Source organism: Streptomyces sp. NPDC005955, assembly GCF_042871255.1.
In the GTDB taxonomy this organism is placed as follows: domain Bacteria; phylum Actinomycetota; class Actinomycetes; order Streptomycetales; family Streptomycetaceae; genus Streptomyces.
On record NZ_JBIAIF010000011.1, the window covers coordinates 127,110 to 139,340 of the forward strand.

Here is a 12,231-nt window from a genome sequence, read left to right on the forward strand (position 1 = left end):
ACCGCACCGTCCCCGCGCACCAAGGAGATACGGCCGTGAAGGTCGCAGCAGCCCAGTTCGCCCCGACCGCCGACGCGGCGGCCAATCTCGCGGTCATCGAGGAGATGACCCGGGAGGCCGCCGCGGCCGGTGCCCAACTCGTCGTCTTCCCCGAGGAGTCGATGGTCCCCTCGGACGCCGACGAGAACGGTGACGTCCCCTTGCGGGAGCTCGCCGAGCAGCACTGGCCCGCCTTCCTGGAAGGGATCACCCGCATCGCCGCGACGTACGGCACCGCGGTGATCGCCGCCGGCTACGAGGACAGCGGCGAAGCCCTCCCCTACAACACCATCGCCGCCGTGGACGCGAGCGGCGAAGTCCTCGGTCTCTACCGCAAGATGCACCTGTACGACGCCTTCAACTACCGCGAGTCGCAGAAGGTCCAGCGCGGTGACACCGGGCCGGTCGTCGTCCGCATCGGCGACTTCAACGTGGGCCTGGTGAACTGCTACGACGTCCGCTTCCCGGAGTTCACCCGGTCGCTGGTGGAGATGGGCGCCGACCTGCTGTCGGTCTCGGCCGCCTGGGTCAAGGGCCCGCTCAAGGAGGACCACTGGACGACGCTGCTGCGCACCCGGGCGATCGAGAACACCTGCTGGGTGATCGCGTCCTCGCTGACCACGCCCGACTGCATCGGCATGAGCATGGCCGTCGACCCGCTCGGAGTGGTCCGCGCCGCCCTCGGCGAGGAGGAACGGTCGATGCTGGTCGTGGACGCCGACAAGGACCGCATCGACCGGGCCCGCACGATCCTCCCCGTGCTCCGCAACCGCCGCATCATCATCGGACCGAGGTGACCCGTCCCATGCCGCTCGACCTTCGTGACCTGCCCGCCGCCCCCGACGCGGACCTGCTCGCCAAACTGCGCCGGGTCGACTTCCCGACCCTCGGCCACTACCTGGAGGAGGGCTTCTGCGCCCCGGAACTCCAGCGCATGGCCGGGACGGAACGGATCGTCGGCCGGGCCGTCACCGTACGGATCACCGCGACCGACTCGACGATGCTGCACCACGCGGCCGGACTGGTGGAACCCGGAGACGTGGTCGTCGTCGACTGCGGCGGTGACCGTCGGCACGCCCCGCTCGGTGAGGTGGTCGTCAACGCCCTCGCCTCCCGACGCGCGGCCGGCGCCGTGGTGGACGGACTCTGCACCGACATCGACGCCCTGCGCGCGCTCGGACTCCCCGTGTACGCGTACGGCCGCACTCCGCTGACCACCAAGCTGCACGGCATCGCCGACGGCTCGCTGTGCGCCCCCGTCACCTGCGGCGGCGTCCCCGTGCAGGCGGGTGACCTCGTCCTCGGTGATGCCAACGGGGTGATCATCGCCCCCGCGGAGCGGCTCGCCGCCGTGATCGACGAGGCGTTGGCCGATGACGCCGAGGAGCCCGAGCTGGTGGCGCAGCTGTGGGCGGGCGAGCCCCTGGGTTCGCTCACCGGAGCCACCGACACCCTTCAGCGGCTGCGCTGACCCACCGCGTTCGCGGGCCCCGCACCGCACCCACCCCCATACCCCCCGAAAGGACCATCGTGTTGCTGAAAGCCGCCGTCAACGGCGGGCGCTCCCAGGCCGAGCAGCCCACCGTCCCCGTCACCGCAGCGGAGATCGCCGCCGACACCGTCGCGGTGCTCGCGGCCGGAGCGGACGTCGTCCACTTCCACGTCCGCACCCCGGACGGGGGACAGACCATCCGCCCGGACGCCCTGGCCGAGGTCCTGTCCGCGATCCGTGGCGCCGCCCCGGACGCGGTGGTCGGGACGACGACGGGTCTGTGGACCTGCTCGGGCCCCGTGGAGCGCTACGACCTGGTCAAGGCGTGGGAGGTCCTGCCGGACTTCGCTTCCGTCGCGTTCAGCGAGGAGGGTGCGGCCGAGACGGCCCGGCTGGTCCTGGACCGGGGCATGGTCCTGGAGAGCGCGGTGTGGACGAGGGACGACGTGCCGCGGCTGCTCGACTCGCCGACCCTGCACGACAACGTGCGCATCCTGATCGAACCCGTCGAGGAGGACCCCGTGCGGGCGGTCGCCGAAGCCCGGGCCATGGCCGCGCAGGTGCGGGCGGCCGGGGTGCGCTGCCCGATCCTCTACCACGGTGACGGCCCCACGGTCTGGCCCCTGGTGCGGGCGGCGATCGAGGACGGCCACGAGACCCGGGTGGGCTTCGAGGACGGCACCGACCTGCCCGACGGGTCGCCCGCCCCCGACAACGCCGCCCTGGTGCGCGCGGCCCGCGCCCTGGCCGCTTCCTGATCTCCCGCGGTCCCGGGGCCCGGCCCGGTCCCGTTCCCCCCACGGGAACGGGACCGGGCCGGGTGCCGTCTCAGGGTCGGCCGAGGATCTCCTTGGCCCGGTCGAAGGCCGTGTCGCGGTCGGCGGCGAACTCCTCGTCGGTGAAGACCGGCGTCGTGATGTCCGCGGGGATGCCCGGGCCCTCGAAGCACCGGCCGCGCGGATCGGTGTACCGCTCGTTGGAGAGCGTGAACCGCCAGCCGTTCGGCAACTCCCGCCCCAGCGTGTCCGAGAAGACTCCCTGGGTGTTCTCGCCGATGAGGGTGGTGGGCGTGGGGCGCTCCTGGAGGGCGTGGGTGAAGGTCTCCCCCGCGCTGACCGTCGCTCCGCTGATGAGCAGCGCCACGGGCCCGTCGTAGCGGGGCGTCCCCGGGGCGGACGGCTGCACCCGCGCGGTCCGTCGACGGGTGAAGCGGGTCTCGTCCCGGGGGTCGTTGCGGGCCTGCTTGGTGAACGCAGTGTAGGAGTGGTTGGTGAGGCGGGAGGCGATGGCCAGGCCGAGGGGGTCGTACCCGCCGGCGTTGACCCGGACGTCGACGATCAAGCCGCGCCACCTCCCGGGTCCGGCGGTGCGCGCCCGGGTGACGATCCGGTCGAGCACCCGCTCCAGCTCGGCGGCGTCGTCGTCGTACCGACCGCGGTTGTCGACGTAGCCGGCGAACCGGTTGATGCGCAGGTAGCCGAGGTCGCCGGGCAGGTCGGCGTACCCGATCGCGCCTTGCGCATGGGACTCCAGGGGCCGCCCCCCGAGGTCGCGGCGCTCGATGAACTGTCTGGTCTTCGTCTCGTACGCTTCGTCCGGTCCGACGGTGCCCGGCCGGATGAGGTCGACGCCGCGCTGGAAGTCCGGGGAGTTCGCTACCAGTGCGACGTGCGCGTCGTGGAGCGGTGCGATCATCTCCGCCAGGGTGTCGAAGAGTTCCGCGGGGCGGGTGCGCGCGGTGATCCGGGGGCGGTAGGTGGCGCGTGCCCGGTTCCAGTCGACGCCGCGGCTCCCGAAGAAGGCGTACTGCTCCGCGAAGGTCTGCCAGAACACGTCGAAGTCGGCCAACGGCCCGGTGGCCCCGGGGCGTCCGCAGTTCGGGGGCAGCGCGGCGATGCGGCGCAGGTCGCGGTCGGCCGCGGTGCCGTGGGCCAGGAGGGTCGCCCGGTTCCTCGACTGCGGGCGGACGGTGAACGCCATGTCGTCGGCCTCGAAGCGGACGGCTCCGTCGGGGCCGACGGCACCCTGCTGGGGCGCGTTCAGGGCAGGTCGGCAGCTGATGGCCGTGGTGTCCCAGGTCCGCAGCACTCCGTCCTGGACACGGGCGACCATGCCGTAGCCGTCCATCCGCCACAGGCCGTCCGCCGAGTGGCCGCCGCCCGCGCCCCGCGGTCGAGGTGCGGCCACCGCGGTGGCGCCGAACGTCCCGGACAGGGCGAGGGCGGCCCCCGCCGCCATGAGCACGGACCGCCGGCCGGGCCGCGCGGTTCGGCGTCCGTCGTCCTGGCCGCCGTCGACCGGCGTCGTCACTGGTGTCACTTGGTGCACGATGTTTCCCCAATTCGTCGTCAACGCGTCGTCATCATGGCTCTCCGAGCAGGGCGTGCGCGTCATCCCCCGGACGGCTGTGGGGTCAACCGGCAGGGTGATGGGGAGGGTTGTCCGCCCCTAGGGGAGTCCCGGAGACGAGCGCCCCTTCGGGTGGGGGACAGCGGGGTGCGAATCGGGACGGGCCAGGCATGCCCATCTCGCCCTGTGTGCAGGGCAGTTGAAACGCGTCAGCGTTTCCGTACGATCACTCGGATGCCGCCCGGCCCCAGGGGCGGCCGTCCGTCTCAACCGTTCAGGAGAGGCAGCGTCATGAGAAGACCCCCACACACCCGCTTGCGTTCCGTCGCGGCCGGCGCGCTCGCCACGGCCCTGGCCGCCGTCGGGCTCGCCGCACTTCCCACCGCCGCCCAGGCCGCCACCGGCGGACTCACCGTGCAGTACCGGACCAGTTCGTCCGGCGCGAGCGCCTCGCAGACGGCGCCCTGGTTCAAGGTGCGCAACACGGGCACGGCGGCCGTGCCGCTCAGTGAGGTCAAGCTCCGGTACTACTTCAAGGCCGACTCGGCGACGACCGCCTACCGGTTCGCCTGCGACTGGGCGGTGAAGGGCTGCTCGAACGTCACCGGCTCGTTCGGCACCCTCGCCAACCCCACGGCCACCGCCGACCGTTACCTGGAGGTCGGCTTCACCGCCGGTGCCGGTTCCCTGGCCGCGGGCGCGGACACCGGTGACCTCCAGCTACGGTTCCACCGGACCGACTGGCAGCAGCTGGTCCAGAGCGACGACCACTCCTTCGGCGCCGGACAGAGCGCCTACGCCGACTGGCCGAAGGTCACCGCGCGGGTGTCCGGCACCACCGTGTGGGGCACCGAACCGGGCGGCTCCACCGAACCTCCGCCCGGTCAGGCCCTGTTCGACGACTTCGCCTACACCTCGGGCAGCGATCCCAAGCTCGGCGCCAACGGCTGGCAGTTGCGTTCCTGGGGCGGTGGACCGGGCGTGTACGGCGCGACCTGGTCCCCGAAGAACGTCACGTTCTCCCAGGAGGCCGGGTCCTCCCTGATGACCCTGAAGGCGGGCACCGCCGGCACGGCGGCCAGCACCGAGCACGCCGAGATCTCCACAACGTCGATGAAGTTCAAGAACGGCACCTACGCGGCCCGCGTCAAGTTCACTGACGCGCCGGTGCAGGGCCCGGACGGCGACCACGTCGTGCAGACGTTCTTCGCCATCAACGACCTGAAGTCCCCGATGGCCGACGACTACGCCGAGTACGACTTCGAGTACCTGCCCAACGGCGGCTGGGGCGAGACGTCGAACGCGTTCTTCGCCACCTCCTGGGAGACCTACCACCCGACCACCGGGCAGCTCGTCAACACGCACACGGTGGCCCGCAGCAGCCACGACGGCTGGCACGACCTGGTCTTCACCATCGACGGCAACGACATCCGGTACTACCTCGACGGCCGGCTGTTCGGCACCCACGGGGCCGGATTCCTGCCCGAACGGGCGATGCTGATCAGCTTCAACCAGTGGTTCACCGACCTGGCCGGACAGACGAGCACCGCACCCCGCAGCTACGAGCAGCAGGTCGACTACGTGCTGCACGTCAAGGACCAGGTGCTGACCCCGGCGCAGGTGGCGTCCAAGGTCGACGCCTACCGCGCGACGGGCACGGCCTTCTCGGACACGGTCACCGCGGGCTGACCCCTACGCCGTCACGGCCGTGCCGCGTCCGGGCGCGGCACGGTCCTCCGGTCCCCCGGTGCCGCCCGTACGGCTCTGTGGAGGTGCCGCGCGCCGGGGCGTGTCGGAGTCTGGACCGGGAGCGTGGTGCGCGTGCCCGCGCCCGAGGAGGCGAGGTCCCGGATGGCCCAGGCGGCGGAGCCAGGACCGGCGCGCCCGGTCGGCGAGGTGCTGCGGGACCCGGGGTACCTGCGGTTGCTGCTGCTCGCGACGGTGCTGGGGGTACCGCTGTCGCTGGTGGCGTTCGGTTTCCTCGCCCTGGAGCACGCCGCGCAGAACGGCCTCTGGGAGCATCTGCCGCACCACCTCGGCTACGCGGTCGCCCCCTGGTGGTGGCCGCTGCCCCTGCTGGCCGTCGGGGGGCTGCTGGTGGCGTGGGTCGTCACCCGACTGCCGGGCGCCGGTGGGCACGTGCCGGCCCGGGGGTTGAACGCCTCGGCGACGGAGCCGTCCGCCCTGCCCGGGGTGGTACTGGCCGGGCTGGCCTCCCTGGCCTTCGGCGCGGTACTGGGACCCGAGGCGCCGCTGATGGCGATCGGCAGCGGCCTGGCCCTGCTGGCCGTCCACTCGGCGCGCCGCGCCGGATCGCCGCAGTTGGTCGCCGTCCTGGGGGCGGCCGGCTCGGCGACCACCATCTCCACCGTGTTCGGCAGCCCCCTGGTCGCCGCGGTGCTGATCATCGAGGCGGCCGGGCTCGGTGGCCCCGGACTCCTCGCCCTGATCCTCCCCAGTCTGCTCGCCAGCGGGGTGGGCGCCCTGGTCCTCACCGGGTTCGGGCGGTGGACGGGACTCGACACGGGGGGACTGGCCCTGCCGTCGGTGCCGCCCGACGATCCCTTGGAGGCGGGGGACTTCCTGTGGGGGGTGCCGCTCGCGGTGGTGATCGCGGTCGTGGTGCGGGGCGCGGTCGCCCTGGGCGGTCGGGTCGCCGACTGGACGGCCAAGCACCCCGGGCCGCGGACCGCGCTGTGTGCGGTGGTGGTCGGGGCGGCGCTCGCCGCCTACGGGCTGTGCACCGGCCGCTCGCCCGAGGAGGCCGCCCTCTCGGGTCAGGCGACCCTGGCGGAGTTGGCGGCCGACCCGGGTGCCTGGCCGATCTCCGTGCTGCTCTGGCTGCTGCTGTTCAAGGGGCTGGCGTGGTCGGTCTCCCTGGGCGCGCTGCGCGGCGGCCCGATCTTCCCGGCGTTGCTCGTCGGACCGGTCCTCGCGTTGGTCTTCGCGGGCCTGCCCGGCTTCGGGGTGACGACCGCGCTGGCGGTGGGCATCGTCTCGGCCGCGGCGGCGGTGACCCGACTGCCCGTGACGGCATCGGTGCTGGCCACCCTGTTGCTCGGCCGGGACGCGCCCGAGCAGATGGCGGTCGTCCTGGTCTGTGCGGTGGTCGCCTTCGCCACCGGGGAGTTGCTGCGCTCACGCCGTCGCCACGGAACGTCGGCGGACGCGGCACCCTCGCCGCGCGGGTAGGCGCGGCGCCCGGGGTGGACTCCTCGGGCGCGTCGGATCAGGCGGCCTGGGCGGGGAGCCGTCCGGACTTCACCGCGGCGACCAGGGCGGCGTGATCGCGTTCGTTCTGGTCGGCGTACTGCTCGGCGAAGTCGGCGACGGCCCGGTCGAAGACGTCCCCGCGCCCCAGATAGGCGGCGATGGCGATCCGGTCCCCCGACCTGGCGTGGGCCCGGGCGAGGTTGGCTCCGCAGAGCTCGCCGAAGAGCGCCATGCCGCGCGGCACCATCAGCTGCGGCTCCATGATGCCCTTCCAGTCGCGCAGTTGGCGCACGTAGAAGTCCCGCAGTTCCCCGTCGGGTGCACGGACCCGCTCCCAGCCGAGGAAGATGTCACTGGCCGCCTGCATGAGGCGCTGGCCGGCGACCACCCGTTCGCCCTGGGTGTGGAACTCGCTGTCGCCGGCGTAGGGGGCGAGCACGGAACGGTCGGCCTCCTTGGCCTGGAGGAACAGGGGGTCACCGCTGTCCCGCCCGATCAGCAGGACGATCCAGCAGCGGGTGCCGACGCTGCCGACGCCGACCACCTTGCGCGCCACGTCCACCACGGTGAACTGGCTCAGCAGTCGGCGGCGGTCCGTCGGCAGGCTCTCCCCGTAGCGGGCGATGAGGTCGTCGATCATCGTGGCGAGTTCGCTGCGCTCCCGGTCCGGGAGCAGGTCGGCGGCCGGCATGACGACGGGGGGCGCGGGGACGATCCGTCGTTCGCCGTCCACCAGACGGGTGAGCTTGTCGAACGCCTGGAGGCTGTCCCGGGTGCGGGCCTTGGCCAGGGTGCGCGACAGCATCTTGCGGCCCCGTCGCTGCAACCGTCCCGAGGCCAGGAGTTCCAGTTCCTCGGCGTCGGCGATCGTGTACCAGACGGCGAGGTTCGACATCCCGGCGAACAGCCGCATCCGCTCGCGGTACGAACGCACGGTGGCGCGGACGATCGCCCGGCGCTCCGCCGTCGTGAACCCGTTCTCCCGGCCGGCGATGACGAAGCTGGCGGCGAGGCGTTTGACGTCCCACTCCCACGGGCCGGGCAGCGTCTCGTCGAAGTCATTGATGTCGAAGATGAGTTTGCGCTCCGGCGAGCCCAACAGGCGGAAGTTCAACAGGTGCGCGTCGCCGCAGAGTTGGGCGTGCAGTCCGGTGGTCGGGGTGGTGTCGAGATCGGCGGCCATGATGGCCGCGGCACCGCGGTAGAAACGGAACGGGGACTCCGCCATGCGGGCGTAGCGGATGGGCACGAGGTCGGGCACCCGGGTGGCCGACTGTGCTTCGACGACCCGCAGCGGGTCCACGGACGTGCGGGTGAACTCCGCGTGGCTGGAGCGCGGGGCCGTGGACCGCGCTGCCCTGCCCCGGGCCGCCCGCTGGTCGGGCCGCAGCCACGGTCGGTCACCGGACGCGTTCGGTCTGGTCCCCTCGTTGCCCTTCCTTCCGCTGCTGCCGCTCCTCCCCTCGCTCCTGCTGTTCCCCTGGTTACTGCTGTTCCCTCGGGTTCCGCTGTTCCCGGGCATCACAACACTCCTCACCGGACGCCCCTGGCTGGCGACGGACTCGGTACCGGGGCGTGCGGGGGTCGGTCCCGTCCCTTCCACCATCCCACTCCCCCGCCCCGCCGGCATCACCCGCGCGACGGGGCCGGGTGTTGCGGACTCCGCAACACCCCGGCAACACCCCGCAAGCGGGTCCCGCACGGCGCGGAACAGGGGCGCGCACGGTGCACGCGGGGGTGCGGGGCCGACCGGCGTTGCCGATCCGGAGGTTACCGTGCGCAACGGGCCGCACACCCTCCATGCTGTGCCTCGTCCCGCGGCTCCGTCGGGCACAACGGCTGTCGCCCCGGCGGGGGCGACGGCCCGAGGAGGAGGTCACCATGGACCGATCGCTGCTCACGGTGAGGACGGCGCTGGTCCTGCTGCTCGCCGTGCTGGCCGGTACGGCGGTGGGGGTGCTCAGCGTGCTCGCCGGGGAGGGTACGGCGCGGGCGGTGCTCAGCGCGCTGGCCGCGGCGGGACTCTCGCTGCCGCTGGCGCACCGGATGATCGCACCCGAGCCGAGCGGGGGGCGTTGCCCGGGGGAACCCGCGGGGAGGAGGGACGGGCATGGCTGAGCTGCGTCCGCTGGCCGCGGACCTCTCCCGGGAGTCCCGGGCGCTGGCCCAGGCGCTGCGGGAACTGTTCGACGGGCTGGACGTGTCGGTGCGACGGTACGCGGCCCGGCGCAAACGGGACCCGGGGACCTTCTCGCGTTATCTGAGCGGGACCCGGGTGCCGCCCTGGGAGGTGGTGACGGACCTCTTCACCGACCTGGCGGAACACCGGGGCCGGGCCGCCACCCCACGGGCGATGGAGCTCCTGCGCGCGCTGCACCGGGCCGCGGTCGCCACCGGCTCCTCGCCCCGTCACGCGGTCGAGGTGCTGGAACGGCAACTGGCGGACGCCGACCGTGACGCCCGCCGTTCCACCGCGCGGGGCGACGTCCTGGGTGATGCGCTGCTCGACCGGATGCACCAGATCGCCGATCTGGAGGTCCGGCTGAACCAGTTGGAAGCCGAGTGGGGCAACGAGCGGGAACGGGCGAACGCCCTGGAGGCGGCCTGCCCGGACGTCTCCGAATTGCTGCGGGAGCGTGACGCCCTCCAGAGCGAGGTGGCACGACTGGCCGCGGACCTGCGGGCGGCCCGGGAGCGGCACGAGGAGGCCGAGAAGCGGTGCGCCCTGCTCGAACGCCAACTGGAGGCGGTCGAACGGGTGCAGCGGGGCGCTGCGCTGTCCGCCGCGCCTCCGGGCACCCGGTGCCTGCCGAAGGTCCTCGTCGTGGACGACCAGGCGGACAACCTGCTGGCCATGACCGCGGTGCTGTCCACGCTGGACCAGGAGTTGGTGGCCGTGTCCTCCGGGCGGGAGGCCCTGAAGGCCCTGCTCAACGACGATGACTTCGCCGTCATCATCATGGACGTCCAGATGCCCGACATGGACGGGTACGAGACCGCCGCGCACATCAAGCGGCGGCCCCGGACCCGGGACGTGCCGATCATCTTCCTCACCGCCATGGGCGTCGATGCCGAGCACTCGGCCCGGGGCTACGCGGCCGGCGCCGTCGACTACCTCGGCAAGCCCTTCGACCCGTGGGCGCTGCGGGCCAAGGTGGCGGTCTTCACCGGCATCCATCTGGAACGTCGGGCCGGCGGCCGGTGAGCGCCGGCCCGGATGCGGCCCCCCTTCCGGGCGGACGCCCACCGGCCTTCGTCGACGGGCCTGCGGCCGGGGCACGCTGGCGGCGCACGGGCCGACCGGGACGCCTGGTCCGAGCCGTCCGCGAGGCGTTCGTCGCGTACGGGAGTTCCGGTGGCGGTGCGTTCTCGCTGCCGCGGGCCGGTGGTCTCGGCAGGGGCAGGAGGGCCGCCCTCGCATCGAGCGGCGTCTCGTGGTCAGCCGGGTGTGGGGGACCGGAGCGCTGTGCGCGGTGCTGTCGCCGTGCGGGCTGGTGGTCGCGGTGGCGAACTCCAGCACCGCGGCGGACCCGGCACCGGCGCTGCTGGCCTTCTTCGAGGGCGGACGGTGGCCCGGCGCCCCGTGCGCGCCGGGCGTCCGGGTGCCTCGCAGTCGCCGGGCCCGCCCCTGACGCGGCAGCCGGTCAGGCGTCTACGCGGGCCGTCCCGACCTCGCGCTCCCCCGCGTCCGGGGAACCGACCGGCACGGCGCGGGCGCTGACCAGGAGGTTGACGGGTTCCTCGATCCCCGGGGGCAGACCGTCCAGGGGCTCCCACACCACCTCGCCGAAGCCACTCGCCTGCAACGCCCACTCGATCGCCTCACAGCTCCAGTAGCGCGCGGGCAGCGTGGTGGGCGGAGTGGTGGGGATGGTCAGCGGAGACGGGTCCCCGTCGCGGGCGTTCTGCGGCCGGTGGACGACGAGACCGTTCATCTGCGCGGTGTCGGCGGGCAGCCGCGGATTGCCGACGAAGGCGACGAACCGCCCGCCGGGGACGAGGTTGGCCCGGATCCGTTCCAACATCCGGGCCAGGGTCGGCCGGCTGTCGGCGTAGTGCAGCACCGCGACTGCGACCACCGCGTCGAAGGCGCCGAGCACCGGCATGTCCACGGCGTCGTGCACCTCGTAGCGCACCCCCAGCGGATCGCGTTCTTCGAGCCGTCGCGCCACGTCCACCATCCTGGCGGACAGGTCCACCCCGAGCACCCGTTCGGCGCCCCGACGCCGCAACAAACGGCTGTAGGTGCCGGATCCGCATCCGACGTCCAGGACCGTGGCACCGTCCACCGGACCCAGCGCCCGGGTCAGTGACGGCACCTCGATGAGGCTGCGGTACGTACTGAACACGCGCTCCACGTCGGTGTAGTCGCTCGCGATCTCGTCGTACTGCTCGGTGAGTGTCAACTCGGGTCTCCTTGGAAGGAAGGACGGCGGCCGGGGACGGTCCGCGGACCGCTGCGGTGCGGGACGCACCACGAGGAACCCCTGGCGGGGGTTGCGGCTGAGGGCGCCGAGCCCTACGAACATCTCCTGGGCCACCGGCATCAACTTGTGGTAGCAGGTGACCGACGAGGGAACGTCGAGGATGGCGGGCGTGTCCAACAGGAACGGCAGTTCCGCACGCAGGTAGGCGAGGCCCGCCTGCATCTGGGCGGCCACCGGGACGGGTTCCGTGGGGCCGGGCACGTGCGACACCAGCAGATCGCGGACCTGCGCCTGCGCCGAGCCCATGAGGGAGCCCTCCACCCCGAGGTCCGGTTCGATGCGGCGCAGCACCGTCTCGTACTGCGGCAGGCCCTCGTACGCGGACAGGGGATGCACCCGGATCCGGCCGTGCTCGGCGCCCGAGGTCATCTCCAGGGCCCGCCGGATCCTCCGCCGCACGTCCTTGAGCATGCCCTTGGTCCGCCTGCGGGCCTGCGCGGGGGGCAGCCCCGTCGCCACCAGCATGGCGTCGATGTGCGTGTCGATGTACAGGACGTCCACCAGGCTGAAGTGCTGTTCCGCCCAGACCAGCAGGGCCCCCAGCCGCTCCTGGCTGAAGTAGCTGTTCCCGGTGCTGACCCCGATCAGCGCGTGGTCTCCGCGCTCCAGGACCCTCTGGCAGGTACGGGTGAGGGGCATTACCTCGAACAT

The 12,231-nt window shown here is 72.9% G+C and carries 11 protein-coding genes; 8 read left to right on the forward strand and 3 right to left on the reverse strand.

Going from position 1 to position 12,231, the window contains the following annotated elements; all coding sequences use genetic code 11:
- The first annotated feature begins 35 nt into the window (after positions 1–35).
- The 3 genes from ACFYOU_RS24740 to ACFYOU_RS24750 are packed head-to-tail and all read left to right on the forward strand — an operon-like array spanning position 36 to position 2,289.
- On the forward strand, positions 36–836 hold the full coding sequence (locus tag ACFYOU_RS24740; RefSeq protein ID WP_385490389.1) for a carbon-nitrogen hydrolase family protein: 801 nt from the start codon (positions 36–38) through the stop codon (positions 834–836).
- 8 nt (positions 837–844) lie between these two features.
- Complete coding sequence (locus tag ACFYOU_RS24745) at positions 845–1,510, forward strand: RraA family protein (RefSeq protein WP_389771813.1); 666 nt, start codon at positions 845–847, stop codon at positions 1,508–1,510.
- Between the two features lie 59 nt (positions 1,511–1,569).
- Positions 1,570–2,289: a 3-keto-5-aminohexanoate cleavage protein gene (locus tag ACFYOU_RS24750; protein ID WP_387010750.1), complete on the forward strand. Its 720-nt coding sequence runs from the start codon at positions 1,570–1,572 to the stop codon at positions 2,287–2,289.
- A gap of 70 nt (positions 2,290–2,359) precedes the next feature.
- On the opposite strand, the gene ACFYOU_RS24755 is transcribed toward ACFYOU_RS24750, so the two are convergent.
- Positions 2,360–3,850 carry a S41 family peptidase gene (locus ACFYOU_RS24755; protein WP_391308565.1) on the reverse strand — a complete coding sequence of 497 codons (1,491 nt, stop codon included), beginning with the start codon at positions 3,848–3,850 and terminating at the stop codon, positions 2,360–2,362.
- Positions 3,851–4,171: 321 nt separating this feature from the next.
- Here ACFYOU_RS24755 and ACFYOU_RS24760 point away from each other — a divergent pair, with 321 nt between their 5' ends.
- Both ACFYOU_RS24760 and ACFYOU_RS24765 read left to right on the forward strand, forming a co-directional pair.
- Complete coding sequence (locus ACFYOU_RS24760) at positions 4,172–5,569, forward strand: cellulose binding domain-containing protein (protein WP_391308567.1); 1,398 nt, start codon at positions 4,172–4,174, stop codon at positions 5,567–5,569.
- Between the two features lie 132 nt (positions 5,570–5,701).
- The gene (locus ACFYOU_RS24765) at positions 5,702–7,072 is read left to right on the forward strand and encodes a chloride channel protein (RefSeq protein ID WP_391308569.1); all 1,371 of its coding nucleotides are present in this window, start codon (positions 5,702–5,704) and stop codon (positions 7,070–7,072) included.
- Positions 7,073–7,109: 37 nt separating this feature from the next.
- On the opposite strand, the gene ACFYOU_RS24770 is transcribed toward ACFYOU_RS24765, so the two are convergent.
- Positions 7,110–8,483, reverse strand: a complete 1,374-nt coding sequence (locus ACFYOU_RS24770; protein ID WP_391308663.1) for a DUF2252 family protein — start codon at positions 8,481–8,483, stop codon at positions 7,110–7,112.
- Positions 8,484–8,974: 491 nt separating this feature from the next.
- Here ACFYOU_RS24770 and ACFYOU_RS24775 point away from each other — a divergent pair, with 491 nt between their 5' ends.
- From ACFYOU_RS24775 to ACFYOU_RS24785, 3 genes are all read left to right on the forward strand, one after another.
- Positions 8,975–9,211 carry a hypothetical protein gene (locus ACFYOU_RS24775; RefSeq protein WP_391308570.1) on the forward strand — a complete coding sequence of 79 codons (237 nt, stop codon included), beginning with the start codon at positions 8,975–8,977 and terminating at the stop codon, positions 9,209–9,211.
- Positions 9,204–10,298, forward strand: a complete 1,095-nt coding sequence (locus tag ACFYOU_RS24780) for a response regulator (protein ID WP_391308572.1) — start codon at positions 9,204–9,206, stop codon at positions 10,296–10,298. Before ACFYOU_RS24775 ends, ACFYOU_RS24780 begins: the two co-directional genes overlap by 8 nt.
- Positions 10,299–10,527: 229 nt before the next feature.
- Positions 10,528–10,725, forward strand: a complete 198-nt coding sequence (locus ACFYOU_RS24785) for a hypothetical protein (RefSeq protein ID WP_391308574.1) — start codon at positions 10,528–10,530, stop codon at positions 10,723–10,725.
- A 12-nt stretch (positions 10,726–10,737) separates the two neighbouring features.
- Here the strand turns inward: ACFYOU_RS24785 and ACFYOU_RS24790 are convergent, their stop codons facing one another.
- Positions 10,738–12,231, reverse strand: coding sequence for a tRNA-dependent cyclodipeptide synthase (locus ACFYOU_RS24790; RefSeq protein WP_391308576.1), 1,494 nt, complete (start codon positions 12,229–12,231; stop codon positions 10,738–10,740).